The following is a 22,221-nucleotide window of genomic DNA, read 5'->3' as shown; positions in this document are numbered from 1 at the left end:
GGCGTCACTCTCGGGGTCCGGCGCACGCGATCCGGTAGCCCGCGCCGCGGACGGTCTGGACCAGGTCGAGGGAGAACCGCCGGTCGATCTTGTCGCGCAGGTACTTCACGTAGACGTCGACCACGTTGGACTGCCCGTCGTAGGCGTGGCCCCACACGTGCTCGAGGATCTGGGCGCGGGAGAGCACGTGCCCGGGATGGCGCAGCAGGAACTCCAGCAGGGCGAACTCGCGCGGCGAGAGCTCGACGTCCTCGCCGCGGCACCGGACGGATCGGGCCGCCGGGTCCAGGGCGAGCGGTCCGCAGCACAGCACGGCCGGGCGGGGCGGCGCACCCCGGCGCTGCAGGGCGCGCAGCCGGCCGACCAGCTCGGTGAAGGCGAACGGCTTGACCAGGTAGTCGTCGGCGCCGCAGTCCAGCCCGTGCACCCGGTCGGGTACGGCGTCCCGGGCGGTCAGCATGAGCACCGGAGTCCACACCTCGCGGTCGCGCAGCCCCCGGCACACCGCGAAGCCGTCCATGCCGGGCAGCATCACGTCGAGCACGACCGCGTCGTAGGCGCCGGTCACCGCCCGGGCCAGCCCGACGGGCCCGTCGGCGACCGCGTCGACCGCGTGCCCGGCCTCGGTCAGGCCGCGTACCAGCACGTCGCGCATGTTGCCGTGGTCCTCCACGACCAGGATCCGCATGGTCCGAGGGTGACGCCCGGCGATGAGGCGACGATGAGAGCGGCACTCAGCCCCGTCTCATCGACCCCTCATCCGGCCGGCGCACCGTCGTTGGCGAGGGCCGGCATCCGGCCGGGCCCGTCGAGGAGGATTTTCATGCGCATCGGGAAGCGGATCGCCGTCGTCACCGCCGGGGCCGGCGCCGTACTGGCCGTGGCCGGCGGGGTCGCCGCCGCCGCGGGCGGTGATGAGAAGGCCGGCGGCTCCACCCGCCCGGGCACCGTGTCGGTGGACGAGTCGGCGCTGCCCGAGAACGACGCCGCCGAGCAGCAGAAGCTGGCGGAGCTCGCCGCCGTGGACATGACGCACGCGGCCGAGGCTGCGGTCAGGTCGGTCCACGGTGGAAAGGCCGTCGAGGCCGAGCTCGAGGCCGACGACGGGTCCGTCGTCTGGACGGTGGAGGTCCTGGGTGCCGACGGGTCCCTGCACGAGGCGGTCGTCGACGCCGGCGACGCGCACATTCTCAAGACCGAGACCGAGACCGAGGACGACGCCCGGCAGAAGGACACCAACCAGCAGAACGGCGCCGAAGAGGACCACCAGGACGACGACTGATCTGATCGAGCGCCGGTGGGCGTCCCTGCCGCCGTCCGGCGGTAGGGACGCCCACCGGCGGGAGGACGTGGTCTCTGCGATCGGGCAGCTCGTGGGCATCGGACATCGCGCACTCAGCTCGGCGATCCACGCCCCGACACGGCCGATGCGCGGAGCAGGGGGAGCGCCTCGGCGACGGCCCCACGGAGGAGCTGCCCGTCGTGGGCGGCGACACGCACCACCAGGCCCGCGTCGTGAGGAAGGGCGCTGACCGCCCCGTAGAGCTGCGCGGACCCGGTGCGCTCGTGCCAGCGACGCCACCCCTCGGCCGCTCGGTCGACGTCACATCCCGGCGCGACGAGCAGCACGACAGCGTGTGCACGTGACATGGCCGGTGCTCGCGGGCCTGCGCGGAACGCCTGCCGTACGCGCTCCCGCGCGATGACGGATCCGCCCCGTGCCACGTGCGTCTCGGAGCCGAAGTCCGCCGCATGCAGCGGCGGCAGATCTGCCGCCGCTGCACAAGATGGCGGTGATGGCGAGGCCGGCGATTCACGGCAAGCTTCGAAAAGGGGTGCGGCGGCGGATCGGCAGGAGCAGGCTGGGGAGGTGCCGGATCTGCTGCACCCGGTCGGCGGACAGCTGCTCGCGGCGGCGGGTGACCCCTCACAGCTGCTGCCGGCGCGCGAGCAGATGGCGTTCACGCTCGGGTTCCACATCATCCTGGTCCCCTTCGGCGTGGCCTTCACGTTCCTCATGCTCATCGCCAACTGGCGCGGCCTGCGACGCGGCGACGGGCAGGCCCTGGTGCTGGCCCGCCGCTGGTCGCAGGTCTCCGCTGTCCTCTTCGCCGTCGGCGCGGTGTCGGGCACCGTGCTCTCGTTCGAGCTCGGGCTGCTGTGGCCGCGGCTGATGGGCCGCTACGGCGCCGCGTTCGGCATCCCGTTCGCGATCGAGGGGCTGTTCTTCTTCCTCGAGGCCATCTTCGTGGCCATCTACATCTACGGCTGGGACCGCATGCGCCCCTGGGCGCACTTCTGGACCGGCATCCCGGTGCCACTGACCGGCATCGGCGGCACCCTGTCGGTCGTCGCCGCCAACGGCTGGATGAACCAGCCCGCCGGCTTCACACTGCGCGACGGCGAGGTCGTCGACGTCCGCCCGCTGGGCGTCATCTTCAACGGCGCCTTCTGGTACGAAGCCCTCCACATGCTCCTCGCCGCCTACATGATCGCCGGATTCACCGTCGCCGGCGTCTACGCGGTCGGCATCCTCCGCGGCCGCAACGACCGGCGGCACCGGCTCGGGCTGGCCATCCCCCTCACCGTCGCGGCGATCGTGACACCGGTGCAGATCTTCGTGGGCGACGTCGCGGCCCGCGAGGTCTACCAGAACGAGCCGGCCAAGTTCGCCGCGATCGAGACGGTCCCCACGACGAGCACCCACGTGCCCGAGACCCTGCTCGGGGTGTACGTCGACGGCACGGTCCGCTTCGGCCTCGACATCCCCAACGGGGCCTCACTGCTGTCCGGCTTCAGTCCGAGCACCCGCATTCAGGGCCTCGACGCGATCCCGCCCGAGCTGCGGCCGCCCGACCACCTGATCACGCTCGTGCACTGGTCCTTCCAGATCATGGTCGGCATCGGCTTCGCGCTGCTGGCCCTCTCGATCTGGTTCGCCGTCGCCGCGCGGCGGCACCGCGGCGTCCCGACGGGCCGGTGGTTCCTGCGCTGCACCGCGGTCTCCGGCGTCGCCGCGATCGTGGCGCTCGAGTGCGGGTGGATCGTCACCGAGGTGGGCCGCCAGCCGTGGACGGTCGTCGGCTACCTGCTCACCCGCGACGCCGTCACCACCTCCGGCAACGTCTGGCTGTTTTTCGCCGCCACCCTCGCCCTCTATGCGGCGGTCACCTACGGCAGCTTCGTCGCCCTGGGCCTCCTGCGCCGCCGCTGGCGGCGGGCCGACGAGGAACCCGGGGCGGAGCCGGACGGCGACGTGCCCTACGGGCCGTCCCGCGCCCGAGAGACCGCGGCCGCGGAGCCCGGGAGATGAGCACCTTCGCGGCCGTCGTGCTGTTCGTCGGCGTGCTCGCGTACGCGGTGCTCGGCGGCGCCGACTTCGGCGCCGGCTTCTGGGACCTGACCGCCGGCGGCGCCGAGCGCGGACGGCGGCCGCGGCACCTGATCGACGAGACGCTTGCGCCGGTGTGGGAGGCCAACCACGTCTGGCTCATCTTCGTGCTCGTGATGCTGTGGACGGCCTTCCCGACGGCGTTCGCGGCGATCATGACGACGCTCTACGTCCCGCTCGGCCTCGCGGCGCTGGGCATCGTGCTGCGCGGCTCGGGCTTCGCATTCCGCAAGGTCATGGTGCGCACCGACCAGCAGCGGTTCACCGGTGCTGCGTTTGCCGCCTCGTCGGTGCTCACCCCGTTCTTCCTCGGCACGGTCGCCGGCGGCATCGCCTCCGGCCGCGTCCCCACCGGCGGGAACGGAGACGGGCTGCGCAGTTGGGTCAACCCGACCTCGCTGCTCGGCGGCGTGCTGGCGGTGCTCACCTGCGCCTTCGTCGCGGCCGTCTTCCTCACCGCAGAGGCGCGACGCCGGGACCAGGCCGACCTGGAGCGGTGGTTTCGCCACCGGGCCCTCGGCGCCGCGGTCGGCACCGGCGCCGTCGCGCTCGCCGGCATCGCGGTGCTGCACGCGGACTCCCCCCGGCTGTTCGACGAGCTGCTGCACCGAGGGCTGCCCCTGGTGATCGTCTCGGCCCTGTCCGGGCTCGCCTCGGTCGCGCTGATCGGCCGAGCGGCCCCGCGGCTGCTGCAGGCGCTCGCCGTCGCCGCGGTGGCGGCGATCATCGCCGGCTGGGGTGTCGCCCAGTACCCGTACCTGCTCGGCACGCACCTGACGATCGCCGACACCGCGGCCCCGACACCGACCCTGGCGGCACTCACCGTGGTGGCCGCCGTGGCGCTGGCGCTCGTCGTCCCGTCGATGGGCCTGCTGTTCGTGCTCTCCCAGCGGGGCCAGTTGCAGAGCCACTGACCGCCTGCATCAGCAGGTGCGCCCCCGCTCGATCGGGTCCACTGTCGTCGGAAGAGGATCTCCGCCGTCCTGGGGCAGATCTTCTTCCACCCCGGCGTCGTGGTTGGCCAGGATGCGGGCGACGTAGGCGTCAGCCCTAGTTCGCTTGTCTGGGCGTCGCAGGCAGCGACCAGGTCGAGCAGCGGCACGTCTTCGTAGCTGCCGGCCTTCAGGGCCACCTGGGCAGCGGCCTCGGCAAGCTAAGGCCGTCCGACGCCGAGGTAGTGGGTGACGACGGTGTGGGCGACGTCGACGATCATCGCGGCGTACTCGAGGTCCAGCCGGGCGTCCTCGTCGATCAGCCAGCCGTAGCCGCCGGCAGCGCCCTGACGCGGGGCGGGCAGGTCGACGGACGGCCAGTGACCAGGTCGAGCGCCGCGCACAGGTCCGCCATGCCGTCGGCTCCGCGGGCCAGGCCTCGGACCCGCAGCCGGCGGAAGACCTCGGCGTCCACGAGGATGCCGTCGATGCGGTACCGCCCGGCCGCCGCGGCGGTGAGCCCGGAGGGCAGGTAGTCGGCGCCGGTGTCCGGATCGGTGCCGAGCCACGCTCGCACGACGGCGATGGACTGGCGCACCTTGGTCTTGCCGACGACGTCGGGTTCGTTGGGCCAGATGGCGGTGGCGTAGCGCTCGCTGGTCACCCCGCCCGGCCGGGTCGCCAGGTAGGCGACGATCTCGGTGTAGAACTGCCGTCACGGATTGCGCTGCGGCAGGGAGCCCTGAGCGCGCACCTGGACCGGACCGAGCAGAGTCAACTTCGGACGTGGGCAGGACGGGTCGGCCCAGTCGGCGAGGTCGGCGTCCAGGCCGGGGTCTGCGCTCTGCACCTCGCGACGGATGCGGTCGTCGATTGCCGGAGCCAGCACGTGTAGGTCGCGCTCGGTGGTCGCTGCCTGCTCCAGGTAAGCCTGCGCGGGCAGCGGCAGTACCGAGCTGGTCATCGAGGGGAGCTGACCCTGCCAGGTCCGGCGACGGGTCTTCAGCCGCGGCGGAGTCCGGTAGCTCCCGCCGCGCGGCGCCGAGTGGGTCGACTCGGAGGCCACCGCAGGCATCGGCGTGGGCGTCCCACGGCTGGCTTCCGTGGGCCCGCGGGACGGCTCGGTCTTCGGTGACAGACGCCAGGGCGAGGACTTGAGCCAGCTGCGCGGCCTCCTCAGCAGGAAGCTGCTGGGCACACAGCTCCAGTCCCAGTGCAGGGATGCGCAGGACCCCCGGCGTCATCGATGGTCAGCCGCCACCGGAGGTCGTCGGCCTGGTCGATGTCGTCGCCGGCCAGCACCACCGCGACCGCGCCCCGAGCCGGCTGCTGCTGGACCGCGGTCAGCGACTCGGCCAGCCCGGCGCTGACCTGCGCCGCGTGCGGAGCGATGAGCAGCACGTGCGGCGCCCATGCGTCAGCCGCGACGTCGCGAAGCCGACCCGAGAGCGCGTCGGCGCCGGCAACCTGTTGCCGCCTGCCCCAGCAGGCGGGACGCCTTGGTGTATCACCGCGATCTGTCCCGGGTCCGGGAGGGTCCACGGTTGCGGCGGAGGTGCGACCCGCTCTGGCCGCTGGTCAAGCATCGCCGGCTGGATGGCGGCGATGGAAGTGATGATCGTCCTCGTGCGCTCGAACACTGGGCCGTTAGACTTTGATCATGAGTACCACTGACGGGTGGGACTTCACCGTTCCTGACGACGAAGCCGAGCTGCTGGCCGAGCTCCGTCGCCATGGCGTAACGCCCGGCGAGCGTTTCCGTCTGATTCACAGTCCCGCGCCGACCGGCGAGGTCCAGCCCGCGCCCGAGCGGCCGCGGTGCGAGGAACTCAGCTTCATCGGGTCGGTCAAGGGCGGTCCCCGGGACATGGCGCGCAACACCGATGCTTACCTGGCCGGTTTCGGCGAGTAGGTGATCCTCTTCGACACCGGCGTTCTGGTCGGAGCGGCACGTGCCGATGACGACGATCACGTCGCCTGCGCCCGGCTCCTGCGCTCGGTCCCGGCCAACGAGCGTCTCGTCCCCGCCACCGTCATCGCCGAGACCGCCTACCTGCTGCAGACCAAGGGAAGCCCGGACGCCGAGGCCCGGTTCCTCGAGGACCTGGCCGCCGGAGACCTTCACCTCGCCGAGCTAAGCCGCCCAGACCTGATCCGGACTGCCGAGCTGACCCGCCGTTACCTCGACATGCCACTGGGCGCTACCGACGCATCCATCATCGCGCTGGCCGAACGCTTGGAAATCGACACCATCGCGACCCTAGATCGACGCCACTTCACCGTCGTTCGGCCCCGCCACGTCGGCGCCTTCACCCTGCTGCCATAGCCCGGTCACCGGCGGGTTGACCGACCACGTCGATCAGCCGCGGCGCGGACACCCCTTCATCCGGGCGTTCGGACGCCGGCCCACGAATGGACAGACCCACAGTCGGCGCAACACCTGGCCCGGCGGAGAGCTCCGGATTCCGAAGGCACGGAATGTTGAGCGTGCAACCAACAGTGGGGCGGCATCAGCTCGCCGCTCCAGGCGGGCCGAGTCCGCACGCTTAACCGACTCCGACATCTCACCGAGCCGGCCGCGCCGGCGACCATGCGATTCACGTAGCGCTGAAGCCGCTGGTGCACAACGCTGGCACACAGTCAGGACCGCTAAGGTCCCAAGACTGCCCAGCAAGGCTGCGACCTGCGGGTTTACGCTCCCCCGATTGGACTCGAACCAATAACCCTGCGATTAACAGTCGCATGCTCTGCCAATTGAGCTACGGGGGACCGGCGGGGTGACCCGCGCGCCGTGACGAGGGTACCCCACGCCGTCGACGTGTCTGCGGCGGGGGCCTTCGCGTCGCGCCCACCCCATCCGAGCGGTTACCGTGATCACTCCTGTCCTTCGTCCCACCTGGAGGTCCCTGTGGCGAAGCTGTCCTTCCTCGCCGGCTTCGGTGCCGGGTACGTGCTCGGTGCGAAGGCGGGCAGGGAGCGCTACGAGCAGATCCAGCGCGCCTGGGAGAACGCCAAGGACAACCCGCAGCTGCAGAGCGTGGCCGGCATGGCACAGGCTCGGGCCGACGCGGTGGTCAACTCGGTGAAGGCGCGGATGGGCCGGGACACCTCCGACCGCACGACCTCGGCACCCCGGCCGGTGACCGTCCCCCCGGCGAGCACCACCACGAACACCGTCCCGACGTCGGGCACCGTGCCGCCGCCGGACACCACCGGCGGTCTCTGACCGAACAGCCGCGGCAGGCCCCCTGCAGCACAAGGACCCCGTCCTCCTCACCCCTCGCAAGCTCGGGGCGAGCCTCTGGACGGGGCCGCGAGCTTGCAAGCGGTGGGCAGGGGGGCCTTGCTCAAACCGGCTGGTCCGCTGCGACCGCCTCGGCGAGCTTCTGCCGGGCGACCTCGCGCGCGACCGGGTCGGAGCGGTCGGTGTCGTCGTCGAAGACGACCGTCCACTCCCGCTCGGCCTGGCCGGGCACCCGGCGCGCCACCAGCAGCACCCCGCCCCGCCCGGGCAGGGGAGAGCGCCGGCTGGCCACCACCGTCTGGTCCACCCGACGGCGGACGACGGCCGGCAGGTCACCCGCGTCGCGCAGCGCGTGCCGCTCGACCGGCAGCCGCGCCTGCACCCCCGGCTCGACCTCGGTCAGCGCGGTCACCTCGAACCGGCCGCCGCCGTCCCCGGTCGCCGTCCACCGGGCCGAGGCGACCTCGTGCCACGGCAGGACGCCGACCTCACCGGCCGCGGGCAGCGGCAGGTCGGCCGGCACCCGGCGCAGCCCGTGGGAGGTCGCGACCAGCCACCCCTCGTCCCGCACCAGCACGCCCCAGGCGAGCACCCGCTCGTCCGGGTCGGGCGAGGCGAGCACCACTGCGCGGACCACCTCCGGCGGCCGGGTGAACCGCCGCCGCAGCCGGTCGACGACGCTCACTCCCCCAGCCCGCCCGTCGCCCGCTTGCGCAGCGAGATCGCCTGCTGCTCGAGCGCCACCAGCTGGCCGAACGCCCTCATGTACTCGTCCCCGGCCTCCACGGGGTTCATCCGCTGCAGCCGGCCCTTGAGCTCGGCCACCCGGCGGACGGTGTGCATCTCCTCCAGCCGGGCCAACTGCACGCCGACGTAGGCTGCGTCGGCCTCGCCGGCCGAGCGCAGCGGCTCCACGGCCAGCGCGGTCAGCTGCGCCCGGGCGCTGTCGCTGGCGCAGTGCGCCGCGATCTCGTCCAGCCACGCCGCGCCGGTGACCCGGGTGGCCGCTGCTCCCCCGGCCGCGGTGACGGCGGCGGCGACCGCCGCGAGGTCCGGGTCGGTGTAGGCCTCGACCGGGACGGCGTCGAACGACGGCCCGGCGAGCTCGGGCACCTGCAGCGCCGCCTTGACCGCCTCCCGCTCGACGGCGACCGCGATCTCGTCCGGCGAGCGCTTCGGGGTGCGGACCCGGGACCGCGGGGGTGCGGCCCCCTCCCCCGTCAGCCGGCGCACCCGCTCGAGCACCTCGGCCTCGTCGGTGTTGCCGATCAGCCCGGCCAGCTGCCGGGCGTAGGCCGGGCGCAGCGCGTGGTCCTTGATCTGGGCGACCAGCGGGACGGTCCTGTCCAGCGCGGCCACCCGCCCCTCGACGGTGTCCAGGTCGTAGCCGGCCAGCGTCGTCCTCAGCACGAACGCGATCAGCGGCGTCCGCCGGGCCACGAGGTCGCGGACCGCGGCGTCCCCGTGCGCCTGGCGCAGCTCGCACGGGTCGCGGCCGTCGGGCTCGACCGCGACGAAGGTCTGCCCGACGAAGCGCTGGTCCTCCTCGAACACCTTGCGTGCGGCGGCCTGGCCGGCGGCGTCCCCGTCGAAGGTGTAGACGACCTCGCCGCGGAACTCGTCCTGGTCCATGAGCAGCCGGCGCAGCACGCCGATGTGCTCGGGGCCGAACGCGGTCCCGCACGAGGCCACCGCGGTGGTCACCCCGGCCAGGTGGCAGGCCATGACGTCGGTGTAGCCCTCGACGACGACGGCCTGGTGCCGGCGGGCGATGTCCCGCTTGGCCCGCTCCACGCCGTAGAGCACCGAGCTCTTCTTGTACAGCGGCGTCTCGGGGGTGTTGAGGTACTTCGGCCCGGGGTCGTCGTCGGCGAGCTTGCGGGCGCCGAAGCCGATGACGTCGCCGGTGATGTCCCGAATCGGCCAGACCAGCCGGCGGTGGAACCGGTCGATCAGCGACCCCCGCGAGGACTCCTTGGCCAGCCCCGCGGTGACCAGTTCGGCCGGGGTGTAGCCGCGACCGCGCAGGTGCCGGGTCAGCGCGTCCCAGCCGGCGGGGGCGAAGCCGCAGCCGAAGTCGAGGGCCACCTGCCGGTCGAAGCCGCGGTCGGCGAGGAACTGCCGGGCCGGCACCGCCTCCGGGGTACCCAGCTGTTCGGCGTAGAAGGCCGCCGCCGCGGTGTTGGCCGCGACCAGCCGGGCCCGCTGCCCGGCCTGCGCGCGGTCGGGGGCGCCGGTCGGCCGGCCGCCGTCGTCCTCGTAGTGCAGCTCCACGTTCGCCCGCCCGGCCAGCAGCTCGACCGCCTCGGTGAACGACAGGTGGTCGATCTGCTGGACGAAGGAGATGACGTCGCCACCAGCCCCGCACCCGAAGCAGTGCCAGAGGTTGCGCGCAGGAGTGACGTGGAAGGACGGCGACTTCTCGTCGTGGAAGGGGCACAGCCCCTTGAGGCTGCCGCCGCCGGCGCGCTTGAGCTGCAGGTGCTCGCCGACGACCTCGTCGATCTTGCTGCGCTCGCGGACCAGCGCGATGTCCGCGGCGCGGATGCGTCCCCGTCCGGCCATCAGCTGCTCCCCGCTGCCCCGGCAGCTCCACCGGCGATCACGGCTCCCCACACCGCCTGGTCCCGCCGGGCGACCACGAGCTGCAGCCACAGCAGGAAGACCTGCTGGTGCAGGGGCAGCGCCTCTGCGGCGGTGAGCGTGGGCAGCGGTGACCAGGTCCCCGTGGTCCCCCCGGTGGCGACCTGCTGTCCCCCGTCGGCGTAGCGCAGCCCGCTGCGCCACACCGACGGCCGGGTCGCCGTCAGCTGCCTGCCCTCGAGGTCGACCGACCAGGTGCCCTTCCACCACGAGGTCTGCCGGGCGCGCAGCCGCGCCGTCCCCTCCGGGTCGGCCGCCCACCGACCGGCGATCTCCCGCCTGGCCTTGGCGAACACCCACTCGCGGTCGGCGACGACGGCCGTGGCCGCCTCCCTCCAGGTCGCGGCGCGGACGGTGGCCACCACGGCGCCGTCGCGCAGCACGGGCAGCACGCCCTTGCCGACGCCGGCCGAGCCGGCTCTGCCCAACTCGAGCACGGGGCCCAGTTCCAGCACGGGTCCTCCTCAGCCGATCCCGGGCGCACCGGCGACGCTCTCGCCGGTCGCGCGGTAGAGCAGGTAGGCCGCAGTCTCGCGGAGGATGTAGCGGAACTGCGTGACGCGGGTCTGCACCGCCGGGCCCTGCCGGGTCGGCGAGCTGTCGGCGACGATGCCGGCGTCCTCGGCCATCCGCTCGGCCCGCAGAGCGTGCCACGGGTCGGTCACCAGGACGGCGGTGGTCCAGCCGCGCTCGTCGAAGACCGCGGCGACCGCCCGCATGCTCTCCAGCGTGTCCACCCCCTCCTCGACCGGCAGCAGCGCGTCGGCGGGCACGCCCCCGTCGGCGAGGTAGTCGCGACCGGCCTCGGCCTCGGTGAACTGGTCGCCGGTCGCCTTGCCGCCGACAGTGACCACCACCGGCGCGACGCCGTCCTCGTACAGCGCCCGGGCGTGCTCGAGCCGGGCCTCGAAGATCGACGACGGGACGCCGTTGTACTGCGCCGACCCCAGCACGACGATCGCGTCGGAGGCGGGACGCGCGTCCTGCCGCGCCGTCCACCAGATCGCCGTCGCGGTGGAGCCGACCAGCAGGACGAAGCTCAGCGCGAGGGCGCCCACCATGCGGCCCAGCAGAGCCCCGACGCGCACCCCCACGCGTCATGGGTACCACGCTGCGCTGTCGGTTCGAGGCCCCTGGGGACGGCGGGTCCCACGGCAGGGGTCAGGAGCCGGCGCGCTCGGCGCCCAGCGCGGCCCGGCCGGCCTCCAGCCGGGCGACCGGCACGCGGAACGGCGAGCAGGACACGTAGTCCAGCCCGACGTCGTGGAAGAAGTGCACCGAGTCCGGGTCGCCGCCGTGCTCGCCGCACACGCCGAGCTTGAGGTCCGGGCGGGTGGACCGGCCGCCCTCCACGGCCATCCGCACCAGGGCGCCGACCCCGGCGCGGTCGAGGGTCTCGAACGGCGAGACGCTGAAGATGCCGCGCTCCAGGTAGGCGGAGAAGAAGGCGGCCTCGACGTCGTCCCGGGAGAAACCCCAGGTCATCTGGGTCAGGTCGTTGGTGCCGAAGGAGAAGAAGTCCGCGGCGGTGGCGATCTCGTCCGCGGTCACCACCGCCCGCGGCACCTCGATCATGGTCCCGATGTGCGCGGTGAGCTCGACCCCCTGCTCCTCGCAGACCTGGGCGAGCACCTCCTCGGTCTCCTCGCGGATGGCCTCGAGCTCCTGCACCGCGCTCACCAACGGGATCATGATCTCCGGGCGCGGGTCCCCGCCGGCCCGGCGGCGCTCGGCGGCGGCCTCGGCGATCGCCCGCACCTGCATGGCGAACAGGCCCGGGACGACCAGACCCAGGCGCACCCCCCGCAGGCCGAGCATCGGGTTCTCCTCGTGCATCGCGTGCACCGCGGCGAGCAGCCGGTGCGCCCGCTCGTCGTGCTCGCCGCGGGCCTGCGCCATCGCCACCCGCACCGACAGCTCGGTGAGGTCGGGCAGGAACTCGTGCAGCGGCGGGTCGAGCAGCCGCACAGTCACCGGCAGCCCGTCCATGGCCGCGAAGATGTGCAGGAAGTCCTGCTTCTGCAGGGGGGCCAGGGCCGCCAGCGCGGCCTGCCGGTCCGCGTCGTCCTCGGCGAGGATCAGCGTCTCGACCAGCTGCCGGCGGTCGCCGAGGAACATGTGCTCGGTCCGGCACAGGCCGATGCCGTGCGCGCCGAACCGGCGGGCGCGGGCGGCGTCCCCCGCAGTGTCGGCGTTGGCGCGCACGCCCAGGCGCCGCACCCGGTCGGCGTGGGTGAGGATCCGGTGCACGCTGCGCACCAGGTCGTCGGCCTGCTCGGAGTCCGGGTCGATGGCGCCCTCGAAGTACCGGACGACCGACGGCGGCTCGACCGGCACCTCGCCGAGCCAGACCCGGCCGGTCGACCCGTCGATGCTGATGACGTCGCCCTCGCTGACGACCGTGCCGTCGGGCGCGGTGAACCTCCGGGCCGCGGTGTCGACGTCGAGCTCCTCGGCGCCGCAGACGCAGGTCTTGCCCATGCCGCGGGCGACGACGGCGGCGTGCGAGGTCTTGCCGCCGCGGTTGGTCAACACGCCCTCGGCGGCGATCATCCCGGCGAGGTCGTCGGGGTTGGTCTCCCGGCGGACCAACACCACCCGCTCCCCGCGGCCGGCCCACTCGACCGCCGTCTCGGAGGAGAACACCGCCCTGCCGACGGCCGCACCGGGCGAGGCGTTCATCCCGCGGGTCAGCTCGGTGGCGTCCCCGCCGGAGACGAACCGGGGGAACATCAGCTGGGCGAGCTGGTCGCCGGTGACCCGCCGGACCGCCTCGTCGGTGTCGATGAGGCCCTCGTCGACCAACTGGGTGGCGATGCGGAACGCCGCGGCCGCCGTCCGCTTGCCGACCCGGGTCTGCAGCATCCACAGCTTGCCGCGCTCGATGGTGAACTCGATGTCGCACAGGTCGCGGTAGTGCGCCTCCAGCCGGGCCATGACGCCCCGCAGCTGGCGGTAGGCGTCGGCGTCGATGTGCTCCAGCTCGGTGAGCGGCACGGTGTTGCGGATGCCGGCGACGACGTCCTCCCCCTGCGCGTTCTGCAGGTAGTCGCCGTAGACGCCCTGCTCCCCGCTGCCCGGGTCGCGGGTGAAGGCCACCCCGGTGCCGGAGTCCATGCCGAGGTTGCCGAAGACCATGGCGACGACGTTGACCGCGGTGCCGGCGTCGGCCGGGATGCGCTCGCGCCGCCGGTAGATGACCGCCCGCTCGGAGTTCCACGAGTCGAAGACGGCGTTGATCGCCAGGTCGAGCTGCTCGCGCGGGTCCTGCGGGAAGTCGCGGCCGCAGTGCTCGGTGACGATGGCCTGGAACCGGCGGACGACGTCCTCGAGGTGCCCGGCATCGAGGTCGAGGTCGGAGTCGCTGCCCTGCTCCCGCTTGACCTCCTCGAGGGCGCGCTCGAAGAGGTCGCCGTCGATGCCGAGGACGGTCTTGCCGAACATCTGGACCAGCCGCCGGTAGGAGTCCCAGGCGAAGCGCTCGCTGCCCGACTGCGCGGCCAGGCCGTGCCGCGACTCGTCGGTGAGGCCGACGTTGAGGACGGTCTCCATCATCCCGGGCATCGACGCCGCGGCGCCCGAACGCACCGACACCAGCAGCGGGTCGGCGGGGTCGCCGAGGGTCTTGCCCATGGCCTTCTCCAGCGCCGTCAGGTGCTCGGTCACCTGATCGGCGAGCTCGGGCGGTGTGCTGCGGTGCGCCAGGAAGTAGCGGCAGGCGTCGGTGGTGATGGTGAACCCGGGCGGCACCGGCAGCCCCAGGTTGGTCATCTCGGCCAGGTTGGCGCCCTTGCCGCCGAGGAGGTCCTTCTGCTCCTTGCTGCCCTGGCCGAAGTCGTAGACCCAGGTCGTCGCCCCGGTTCCGCTCACCGTGCACCTCCGCGCCCATCCGCCGGCCGCCGCTGCGCCGCCGGTACCGGACGGTCCCCGGCGAGCGCGGCCCCGGCGGGCTCAGCACCGTCGTGGGTAGACGTCTGATACGTCCGCTCGAGCCTCAGGGGGCGATGGTGTCCCAACTGGCGAGGATGCGCCAGACCGTCGGACGATGGCCCCCTGCAGGTAGAAGGACCCCCTCCTCCCCACCCCTCGCACACTCGGGGCGGGGCCTGGGAGGGGGCCTGGCTGCCGAGCCTGCGAGTGGTGGGGGCAGGGGGTCCTTGTTCAGCCGGGCGTGGTGCCGCAGACGCGGGCGCCGTCCGCGCTGACCACGGTCAGGGTGGAGGTGCTGCCGTCGCTCCAGCGCACCCGGACCCGCTGCACCGGCTCGCCGTCCACCTCGCCGGCGGTGGCGCCGGTGACCTCTCCGGTGCCGCCGGGGGCGTACGCGGCGGCCACCGACTGCGGCGCGAGGCGGGCGCGCTCGTCGGCGCAGAGCAGGCCGTAGGCGGTCTCCGCGTCGTCCTGGGCCAGCGCGGCGAGGAAGACGCCGGAGACCTCCCGCGCCTGCTCGTCGGCCGTGCCCTTGACCAGCGGCAGCCCGACGGCCATGCCGACGGCGACGGCGACCGTCCCGCCGAGCACGGCCAGGATCAGCGCCCGGGCCGGCCGCGGGGTGCCGGTGTGCAGCGGCTCCGGGCCGTCGTCGTAGAGGTACGGGCCGGTGCTCATCCGCCGCTCACCAGCAGCTCGGCCCCGGCCGGCGGCCGGGGGTCGTCGCGGTCGGCCAGCCAGCCCTCGGGCAGGGCCACCGGCCGCGGCGGGCTGGTCCGCCCGCGCGGACCGCCGAGCACCGCCGTCGGGTAGGGCTGGTCGGGGATGCCGGCCAGCAGCTCGGCCAGCTCGTCGAGGGAGTCGACCACCGCCAGCGCCCGACGGACGTCGGAGCCGACCGAGAACCCCTTGAGGTACCAGGCGACGTGCTTGCGGAAGTCGGTGCAGCCGTGCCGCTCGCCCTGCTCGGCCGCCAGCAGGGTCGCGTGCCGGTGCATGACCGCGGCGACCTCGCGCAGCGTCGGCAGCGCCCGCTGCGTCCTCCCGGCGAAGGCCGCGGCCAGGTCGCCGAACAGCCACGGCCGGCCCAGGCAGCCGCGGCCGACGACGACGCCGGCGCACCCGGTCTCGGCGACCATGCGCAGCGCGTCGTCGGCCTCCCAGACGTCGCCGTTGCCCAGCACCGGGATGTCGACGGTCTCGACCAACCGGGCGATCGGCGCCCAGTCGGCGACGCCGGAGTACAGCTGGTCGGCGGTGCGCCCGTGCAGGGTGATCGCCGCCGCGCCCTCGTCCTGGGCGATCCGGCCGGCGTCGGCGTAGGTGACGTGGTCGGCGTCGATGCCGATGCGGGTCTTGACGGTGACCGGCACGTCGCGCGCCGCCCGGACGGCGGCCCGCACGATGTCCCGGAACAGCACCCGCCGCCAGGGCAGCGCCGAGCCGCCGCCCTTGCGGGTCACCTTGGGCACCGGGCAGCCGAAGTTGAGGTCGACGTGCGCCGGGCGGGTACCGGCGACACCCTCGTCGACCAGCATCTGCACCGCGCGGCCGACGGTGGCCGGGTCGACGCCGTAGAGCTGCACGGAGAAGGCGTCGGTCTCGTCGGGGGTGGCGCGGACCATCTGCAGCGTCTTCTCGTTGCGCTCCACCAGCGCCCGCGTGGTGATCATCTCGCAGACGTAGAGGCCGGCGCCGAACTCGCGGCACAGCGTGCGGAACGCCGGGTTGGTGATGCCGGCCATCGGCGCCAGCACCACCGCGGGCTCGACCGTCAGCGACCCGAGCCGCAGCGGCGCGACCGCCGTCTCGGGCTCGGCTGCGATCGTCACGGTACCAGGGTAGGTGGACTCGTCACGGGGACCGGAGGCCTCCCGAGGGGGCACGGGCAGCGGCTCCACGCAGGCCGGAACGGCACGTGGCCGCGGTGCGACCGACGAGCGGGGCCCGGAGGGTCCCCGAGGAGGGAAGCGGCCGCAGCGGCTCCACGCAGGCCGGGAACGGCACGTGGCCGCGGTGCGACCCGGAGGGTCGCCATGTCACAGCAGCCAGCCGCGGTCCTCGGCGAGCCGCACGGCCTCGGCGCGGTTGCGGGCGCCGGTCTTGCCGATCGCCGCCGACAGGTGGTTGCGCACCGTGCCCTCCGACAGGTGCAGCGTCGCGGCCACGTCGGCGACGGTGTCCCCGCCGCGGGCGGCCCGCAGCACCTCGGTCTCCCGCGCGGTCAGCGGCGAGGCCCCGGACACCAGGGACTCCTCGGCCAGCCCCGGGTCGAGGACGCGCAGCCCGGCGTGCACCCGGCGGACCGCCTCGGCCAGCTGCCGTGCGGGGGTGTCCTTGACGACGAAGCCGCTGGCGCCGGCCTCCATGGCCCGGCGCAGGTACCCGGGCCGGCCGAAGGTGGTGACGATCAGCACCCGGCACGAGGGCCGCGCCGAGCGCAGGGCCGCGGTGGCGACGATCCCGTCCGCCCCGGGCATCTCGACGTCGAGCAGTGCGACGTCGACGGCGTTCTGCACCGCGGCGGACACCACCTCGTCCCCGCGGGAGACCTCGGCGACGACCTGCAGGTCGCCCTCCAGGTCCAGCAGCGCGGCGAGGGCGCCGCGGACCAGCGCCTGGTCGTCGGCGAGCAGCAGCCGGATCACGCGGAGCTCCCCACCGCGGCCGGTTCGGCCACCACCCGCAGCAGGAAGCCGCCCTCGGGCGACCGGCCGGTCTCCACCCGGGCGCCGGCCGCCTGGGCACGGCTTCGCAGGCCGGCCAGCCCGCTGCCGTCGTCCCCGGTGCTGTCGTGGCCGCGGCCGTCGTCGCGCACCTCGACGCAGTCGGCGGTCAGCCGCACCGTGCAGCGCCGGGCGCCGGAGTGGCGGACGACGTTGGTGACGCCCTCCCGCAGCGTCCAGGCGAACAGCTCACGGTGCCGGGCTGGGACGACGTCCACGGCGGAGGGCAGGTCGGCCGCGATGCCGGCCGCGTCGAGGGCCCGCCGTGCCGCCGCCAGCTCCCCCGTGAGCGAGACCGAGCGCATGCCCGACGCGGTGGCCCGGACGTCGGCCAGCGCCTCGCGGGCCAGCCGCTCGACGTCGGCGACCTCGGCCCGGACCCGGTCGAGCGCCGGGCTCCCCGGAGCCGCCTCCAGCAGCCGGCCGGCCAGCTCGGTCTTCACCGTGATGACGGTGAGCGAGTGGCCCAGGATGTCGTGCACGTCGCGCGCCAGCCGGGCCCGCTCCCGGGTGACGGCGAGGTCGACCAACTGCTCCCGCGCGCGCAGCAGCTCGGCGTTGCGCGTGATCACCTGGCCGACGCCGAACGCGGCGAGGCAGCCGAGCAGCAGCCCGGGGACGACCCCGTCTTGCGGGGTCCACCCGGGCACGACCCGCGGCAAGACCGTGATCAGCGCCACCACGCCCGCGACCACGACGGCCGACTGGCGCAGCGGGAGGGTCATCACCGCCGCCACCCCGATGTACACCAGCCCGGCGAGGCTCTCCTCGCCGGCACCGGACGCGGCCAGGACCAGGAGCAGCAGCCCGGCGCCCAGCACCCGCCAGACGGCGGTCGGCGCCGGCGGCGCACCGACCAGCCGCCGCCGGCGGAACCAGGCGAAGAACCAGCAGAAGCCGGCGGCGAAGCCGACCAGCGCGGCCACCGCGAGCACCCGCAGCGGCAGCGGGGTCGCCGCCGCGGTCCAGGCGCGGCGCAGCGGTGAGATCAGGTAGACCAGCCAGACGGCGGCGAACAACCACGCGAAGCGGCCCGGCGCGGGGCCCTGCTCCTCCCGCGCCGGGCGCTGCTCTCCCCCGCCGGCCGGGGTCCCTGCTGACGACGGAGTCACGTCGAGCAGTGTGGCCCCGGTCCCGGGCACCGTCAGACCCGCGCGGTGTCGCGGCGGAACCGCCACACCGCACCGGCGGCGAAGAACGCCGTCCAGACCACGACGTTCGCGATGGCCCCGAGGTCGATCCCGTCGCCGAGGAGGCCGGCCCGGGCGAGCTCGCCCACGCCGTAGGCGGGGGTGTACGAGGCGAGGGTCCGCAGAGTGGAGCTCAGCGCGTCGAGCGGCACGAACAGCCCGCCCATCAGGGCCAGCAGGGCGAGGGCCGGCCCCAGCAGCTGCATGACGTTCTCCGACGGCAGCAGGTAGCCCATGAACAGGCCGAACGCGGCGAAGACGACGGCGCCGAGCCAGGCGACGAGGCCGCCGGTGATCCAGGCCGAGGTCGGCATGTGCGCGCCGCCGAGCCCGCCGACGACGAAGACGATCGCCACGCTGGCCGCCCCGACGACCATGGCCGTGATGACCTTCGTGGCGGTGTAGGCGACCGGGTCGAGCGGCGTCAGCCGCAGCTGGCGCGACCAGCCCTGGGCCCGTTCCACGGCCACCGACGCGCCGGCGCTGGTGTTGGCGATCATCGCGCCGTACACGGCGAAGCTGAGCATCAGGTACGCCGACACGTTGCCGTGGCCGGCGGACTGGTGCTGGTAGCTGTCGCTCAGCCCGCCGAAGAGCAGGTAGAAGGCGGGCGGCATGACCAGCGTGAAGACCATGGTCCGGCGGTTGCGCAGCAGGCGGCGGATCTCCAGCCGCAGGAAGGTGGTGGAGAAGCCGCCCAGCGGGGGGACGGCGCGCTCGGGGACGGTGCGGACGGCGGCGGTCATCGGGTCTCTCCTGTCGGGGCGGTGGGGTGGGTGGCCGGCACAGAGGTGGTGAGGGCGAGGAAGGCGTCCTCCAGCCCGCGGGCGGTGATCTGCAGGTCGTGGGCCGGGGTGGCGGTGAGCAGATGGCGGGCGACGGCGTCGGAGTCCCCCGTGGTGACCAGGACGGTGTCGCCGCGCAGCTCGACGTCCTCGACGGCGGGCAGGGCGCGCAGCGCGACCGCCTCGGCCGTGGTGATGCCCTCCCAGGTGGCGCTGACCCGCCGCCCGGTGGACCGGGCGCGGATCTCCGCCGAGGTGCCGTCGGCGACCACCCGGCCGCGGCTGACCAGGACGACCCGGTCGGCGTAGGCGTCGGCCTCCTCCAGGTAGTGGGTCGCGAAGAGCACCGTGCGGCCGCGCTCGGCGTCGGCGCGGATCGCGCTCCAGAACTCACGCCGACCCTCGACGTCCATGCCGGTGGTGGGCTCGTCGAGCACGAGCAGCGACGGCTCGGGCAGCAGGGCCATGGCGAAGCGCAGCCGCTGCTGCTGGCCGCCCGAGCACTTGCCGACCCGCCGGTCGGCGATCTCGGCGATGCCGGCGCGCTCGAGGACCTCGTCGACCGGACGGCTGTGCGCGAACAGCGCGGCGGTCAGCTGGGCGGTCTCGCGGACGGTGAGGTCCTTGAGCAGGCCGCCGGTCTGCATCACCGCGGCGACGAGGCCGTGGGCGACGGCGGTCCGCGGCGCCGTGCCGTACACCTCGACGGTGCCGGCGTCGGGCCGGGACAGGCCCAGGACCATGTCGATCGTCGTCGTCTTGCCGGCGCCGTTGGGGCCGAGGAAGGCCACGATCTCCCCCGGCTCGATGGTGAGGTCGAGCCCGTCGACGGCGGTGACGGCGCCGAAGTGCTTGCTCACCCCGCGCAGGGCGACGGCGGGGACGGGAGAGCGGACGCCCGGTGCGGGCGGGTGCACCGGCTGGGGCGGGGCGGCGAGTTCCATGCCACGAGGCTGGCCGAGCCGCGCCGCCCGTCCCTCGACCGAGCATCACGACTGCCCGGTGACAGTCGTCATGGGTGCGCGGGCCGGAGGTCGAGGCATGGGCGCGGCCCGGCCCGGGCAGAGGTGCTCGGCGACCCCGTCGGCGCCCGGCGCGTGGCGCCCGACCGGCCGGGACCGAGGGACAGGACAGGAGGCGATCCGTGCCGGGAACGACCGCCGTGCCGGGCGAACCGGCCGGCTCCCTGGTGCCCGACGTCGAGCGGATCGCGGTCCTGCGGGCCAACGGGCGCCCGCCTGACCGCCGGCGCACGCGACGTCGACGCCCCGGCGCTCGACCGCGACCTGCCCTACGCGGGTGACCAGCACGAGGTGTTCCGCTGCCTGGAGGTGGTCGGCCTGGTCGGCGCCGTCCCGGCGGTCGTCGCGCCGCAGCTGGCCGTGACGGCCGCGGACGCGGCGGCCGCCGACGCCGTCCTGACCCCGGATCCGCGGCCGCTGGTGGCGATCAACCCGGGCGCGACCGATCCGCGCCGCCGCTGGCCCGCGGAGTGCTTCACCGCGGTCGCCGGCGAGCTGACCCGGCGGGGCGCACGGGTGGTCCTCGTCGGGGCCGGCCCCGACGACCGGGGGGCGGCCGCCGCCATCCGCGCCACCGTGAGCACGCCGCCGGAGGAGCTCGTCGACCGCGTGACCCTCGGCGCGCTGGCCGGGGTCCTGGCGCGCTGCCGCGTCGTCGTCGGCAACGACTCGGGCCCGCGGCACCTCGCCGAGGCCGTCGGCGCGGCGACGGTCGGCGTCTACCTGGAGCGCAACCTGCGGGGCGCCGGCCCGCTCGCCAGGTGGCGCCACCGCGTCGCCGTCTCCGCGCCGACCACCTGCCCGGTCTGCGGCGCCGACGAGCGCCGCGAACGGTGCGGCCACGACGCGTCGCTGGTGGCGGAGGTGCCGGTCGACGACGTGCTCGCCGCCGCCGTCGAGCTGCTGGGGGACGCCGGCGACCGGCCCGGTCAGCAGATCGGCAGGCGGGCCTTCAGGTAGGTCTCGACCTGGTCGATGCCGATCCGCTCCTGGGCCATCGAGTCGCGCTCGCGGACGGTCACCGCGTCGTCGGTGAGGGTGTCGAAGTCGACGGTGAGGCAGAACGGCGTCCCGATCTCGTCCTGGCGCCGGTAGCGGCGGCCGATGGCGCCGGCGTCGTCGAAGTCGACGTTCCAGCTCTGCCGCAGCTGCGCGGCCAGGTCGCGGGCCTTGGGCGAGAGGTCGGCGTTGCGCGACAGCGGCAGGACGGCGGCCTTGACCGGCGCCAGCCGCGCGTCCAGCCGCAGCAGCGTGCGGGTGTCGACGCCGCCCTTGGTGTTGGGCGCCTGGTCCTCGGTGTAGGCCTCGATGAGGAAGGCCATGAGGGAGCGGGTCAGCCCGGCCGCCGGCTCGATGACGTACGGCATCCACCGGGTGTCGGTGGCCTGGTCGAAGTAGGACAGGTCGACGCCGGAGTGCTCCGAGTGGGTCTTGAGGTCGAAGTCGGTGCGGTTGGCGATGCCCTCCAGCTCACCCCACTCCGAGCCGGAGAAGCCGAAGCGGTACTCGATGTCGACGGTGCGCGTCGAGTAGTGCGACAGCTTCTCCTTCGGGTGCTCGTAGTGCCGCAGGTTCGCCGGGTCGATGCCCAGGTCGACGTACCAGGCGGTGCGCTCGTCGATCCAGTACTGGTGCCACTGCTCGTCGGTGCCGGGCTCGACGAAGAACTCCATCTCCATCTGCTCGAACTCGCGGGTCCGGAAGACGAAGTTGCCCGGGGTGATCTCGTTGCGGAAGGACTTGCCGATCTGCCCGATGCCGAACGGCGGCTTCCGGCGGGCGGCGCCCATGACGTGGGCGAAGTCGACGAAGATGCCCTGCGCGGTCTCCGGGCGCAGGTAGTGCAACCCCGACTCGTCCTCGACCGGGCCGAGATGGGTCTTGAGCATCATGTTGAAGTCGCGCGGCTCGGTCCACGCGCCCTTCGTGCCGCAGTTCGGGCAGGTGATGTCGGCCAGGCCGTGCTCCGGCGGCCGGCCCTTCTTGGCCTCGAAGTCCTCCTCGAGGTGGTCGGCGCGGAACCGGTGGTGGCAGTTCTGGCACTCGGTCAACGGATCGGTGAAGACGCCGACGTGCCCGGAGGCCACCCACACCTGGCGGGGCAGGATCACCGAGGAGTCCAGGCCGACCACGTCGTCGCGGCTCTGGACGACGGTCTTCCACCACTGCCGCTTGATGTTCTCCTTGAGCTCGACGCCCAGCGGCCCGTAGTCCCAGGCGGAGCGGGTGCCGCCGTAGATCTCGCCCGACGGGAAGACCAGACCCCGTCGCTTGCAGAGGTTGACCACCTTGTCGAGGCGGGCGGGGTCGTGCTGGGCGGCGCTGTCGCTCACGGCGAGGGGCTCCATCCGGCTGGCG

At 74.0% G+C, this 22,221-nt stretch carries 22 protein-coding genes and 1 tRNA gene; 7 read left to right on the top strand and 16 right to left on the bottom strand.

The genetic code is table 11. The annotated features are described in order from the left end of the window. Positions 1 to 4: 4 nt before the first annotated feature. On the bottom strand, positions 5 to 688 hold the full coding sequence (locus tag DQ238_RS18315; RefSeq protein ID WP_113782676.1) for a response regulator transcription factor: 684 nt from the start codon (positions 686 to 688) through the stop codon (positions 5 to 7). Positions 689 to 823: 135 nt separating this feature from the next. Between DQ238_RS18315 and DQ238_RS18310 the strand changes: the two genes are divergently transcribed. The 3 genes from DQ238_RS18310 (at position 824) to DQ238_RS18295 (ending at position 4,305) form a co-directional block, all read left to right on the top strand. After that, positions 824 to 1,282 carry a PepSY domain-containing protein gene (locus tag DQ238_RS18310; protein ID WP_113782675.1) on the top strand — a complete coding sequence of 153 codons (459 nt, stop codon included), beginning with the start codon at positions 824 to 826 and terminating at the stop codon, positions 1,280 to 1,282. Between the two features lie 588 nt (positions 1,283 to 1,870). Continuing rightward, complete coding sequence (locus DQ238_RS18300; protein ID WP_199506436.1) at positions 1,871 to 3,313, top strand: cytochrome ubiquinol oxidase subunit I; 1,443 nt, start codon at positions 1,871 to 1,873, stop codon at positions 3,311 to 3,313. Beyond that, complete coding sequence (locus tag DQ238_RS18295; RefSeq protein WP_113782673.1) at positions 3,310 to 4,305, top strand: cytochrome d ubiquinol oxidase subunit II; 996 nt, start codon at positions 3,310 to 3,312, stop codon at positions 4,303 to 4,305. The genes DQ238_RS18300 and DQ238_RS18295 overlap by 4 nt, the downstream gene beginning before the upstream one ends. Before the next feature lie 337 nt (positions 4,306 to 4,642). Here DQ238_RS18295 and DQ238_RS23370 read toward each other — a convergent pair whose 3' ends face one another. After that, the gene (locus DQ238_RS23370; protein ID WP_199506435.1) at positions 4,643 to 4,987 is read right to left on the bottom strand and encodes a hypothetical protein; all 345 of its coding nucleotides are present in this window, start codon (positions 4,985 to 4,987) and stop codon (positions 4,643 to 4,645) included. A 51-nt stretch (positions 4,988 to 5,038) separates the two neighbouring features. Beyond that, positions 5,039 to 5,287, bottom strand: a complete 249-nt coding sequence (locus DQ238_RS23365) for a hypothetical protein (protein WP_199506434.1) — start codon at positions 5,285 to 5,287, stop codon at positions 5,039 to 5,041. Positions 5,288 to 5,983: 696 nt separating this feature from the next. Between DQ238_RS23365 and DQ238_RS18285 the strand changes: the two genes are divergently transcribed. Further along, positions 5,984 to 6,235 (top strand): hypothetical protein, encoded by a 252-nt coding sequence (locus tag DQ238_RS18285; protein WP_113782672.1) that lies wholly within the window; start codon positions 5,984 to 5,986, stop codon positions 6,233 to 6,235. Next, the gene (locus DQ238_RS18280; RefSeq protein WP_113782671.1) at positions 6,236 to 6,649 is read left to right on the top strand and encodes a type II toxin-antitoxin system VapC family toxin; all 414 of its coding nucleotides are present in this window, start codon (positions 6,236 to 6,238) and stop codon (positions 6,647 to 6,649) included. 370 nt (positions 6,650 to 7,019) lie between these two features. Here the strand turns inward: DQ238_RS18280 and DQ238_RS18275 are convergent. Next, positions 7,020 to 7,092 (bottom strand) — tRNA-Asn (locus DQ238_RS18275). A gap of 139 nt (positions 7,093 to 7,231) precedes the next feature. On the opposite strand from DQ238_RS18275, the gene DQ238_RS23905 reads away from it, so the two are divergent. Beyond that, positions 7,232 to 7,549 carry a hypothetical protein gene (locus DQ238_RS23905; RefSeq protein WP_233496084.1) on the top strand — a complete coding sequence of 106 codons (318 nt, stop codon included), beginning with the start codon at positions 7,232 to 7,234 and terminating at the stop codon, positions 7,547 to 7,549. A 121-nt stretch (positions 7,550 to 7,670) separates the two neighbouring features. Here DQ238_RS23905 and DQ238_RS18265 read toward each other — a convergent pair whose 3' ends face one another. The 11 genes from DQ238_RS18265 to DQ238_RS18215 form a co-directional block, all read right to left on the bottom strand. After that, positions 7,671 to 8,252, bottom strand: coding sequence for a hypothetical protein (locus DQ238_RS18265; RefSeq protein WP_113782670.1), 582 nt, complete (start codon positions 8,250 to 8,252; stop codon positions 7,671 to 7,673). Further along, on the bottom strand, positions 8,249 to 10,132 hold the full coding sequence (gene dnaG, locus DQ238_RS18260) for a DNA primase (protein ID WP_113782669.1): 1,884 nt from the start codon (positions 10,130 to 10,132) through the stop codon (positions 8,249 to 8,251). The genes DQ238_RS18265 and dnaG overlap by 4 nt, the downstream gene beginning before the upstream one ends. Continuing rightward, a complete protein-coding gene (locus DQ238_RS18255; RefSeq protein WP_233496083.1) occupies positions 10,132 to 10,665 on the bottom strand; it encodes a hypothetical protein in 534 nt (177 codons plus the stop codon). Before DQ238_RS18255 ends, dnaG begins: the two co-directional genes overlap by 1 nt. A gap of 9 nt (positions 10,666 to 10,674) precedes the next feature. Beyond that, complete coding sequence (locus DQ238_RS18250) at positions 10,675 to 11,304, bottom strand: YdcF family protein (RefSeq protein WP_233496082.1); 630 nt, start codon at positions 11,302 to 11,304, stop codon at positions 10,675 to 10,677. A gap of 67 nt (positions 11,305 to 11,371) precedes the next feature. Continuing rightward, positions 11,372 to 14,080, bottom strand: coding sequence for a pyruvate, phosphate dikinase (gene ppdK / locus DQ238_RS18245; RefSeq protein ID WP_113782668.1), 2,709 nt, complete (start codon positions 14,078 to 14,080; stop codon positions 11,372 to 11,374). A gap of 291 nt (positions 14,081 to 14,371) precedes the next feature. Further along, positions 14,372 to 14,818, bottom strand: a complete 447-nt coding sequence (locus DQ238_RS18240; RefSeq protein ID WP_113782667.1) for a hypothetical protein — start codon at positions 14,816 to 14,818, stop codon at positions 14,372 to 14,374. Next, positions 14,815 to 15,972 carry a tRNA dihydrouridine synthase DusB gene (dusB, locus tag DQ238_RS18235; protein WP_113782666.1) on the bottom strand — a complete coding sequence of 386 codons (1,158 nt, stop codon included), beginning with the start codon at positions 15,970 to 15,972 and terminating at the stop codon, positions 14,815 to 14,817. The genes DQ238_RS18240 and dusB overlap by 4 nt, the downstream gene beginning before the upstream one ends. 207 nt (positions 15,973 to 16,179) lie before the next feature. Beyond that, a complete protein-coding gene (locus tag DQ238_RS18230) occupies positions 16,180 to 16,788 on the bottom strand; it encodes a response regulator transcription factor (protein WP_113782665.1) in 609 nt (202 codons plus the stop codon). Then, positions 16,785 to 17,978: a sensor histidine kinase gene (locus tag DQ238_RS18225; protein ID WP_113782695.1), complete on the bottom strand. Its 1,194-nt coding sequence runs from the start codon at positions 17,976 to 17,978 to the stop codon at positions 16,785 to 16,787. Before DQ238_RS18225 ends, DQ238_RS18230 begins: the two co-directional genes overlap by 4 nt. A 32-nt stretch (positions 17,979 to 18,010) precedes the next feature. Continuing rightward, positions 18,011 to 18,802: an ABC transporter permease gene (locus DQ238_RS18220; protein ID WP_113782664.1), complete on the bottom strand. Its 792-nt coding sequence runs from the start codon at positions 18,800 to 18,802 to the stop codon at positions 18,011 to 18,013. Next, complete coding sequence (locus DQ238_RS18215; protein ID WP_113782663.1) at positions 18,799 to 19,785, bottom strand: ABC transporter ATP-binding protein; 987 nt, start codon at positions 19,783 to 19,785, stop codon at positions 18,799 to 18,801. Before DQ238_RS18215 ends, DQ238_RS18220 begins: the two co-directional genes overlap by 4 nt. Between DQ238_RS18215 and DQ238_RS24150 the strand changes: the two genes are divergently transcribed. Then, positions 19,690 to 20,823 carry a glycosyltransferase family 9 protein gene (locus DQ238_RS24150; RefSeq protein WP_113782694.1) on the top strand — a complete coding sequence of 378 codons (1,134 nt, stop codon included), beginning with the start codon at positions 19,690 to 19,692 and terminating at the stop codon, positions 20,821 to 20,823. The genes DQ238_RS18215 and DQ238_RS24150 overlap by 96 nt on opposite strands. On the opposite strand, the gene DQ238_RS18205 is transcribed toward DQ238_RS24150, so the two are convergent. After that, the gene (locus DQ238_RS18205) at positions 20,793 to 22,211 is read right to left on the bottom strand and encodes a glycine--tRNA ligase (RefSeq protein WP_113782662.1); all 1,419 of its coding nucleotides are present in this window, start codon (positions 22,209 to 22,211) and stop codon (positions 20,793 to 20,795) included. The genes DQ238_RS24150 and DQ238_RS18205 overlap by 31 nt on opposite strands. Positions 22,212 to 22,221: the final 10 nt, after the last annotated feature.

The organism is Geodermatophilus sp. TF02-6, from assembly GCF_003319115.1.
Lineage (GTDB): Bacteria > Actinomycetota > Actinomycetes > Mycobacteriales > Geodermatophilaceae > Geodermatophilus.
The sequence above is the reverse complement of the archived record's forward strand: the minus strand, read 5'-3'. Positions and strand labels throughout refer to the sequence as shown.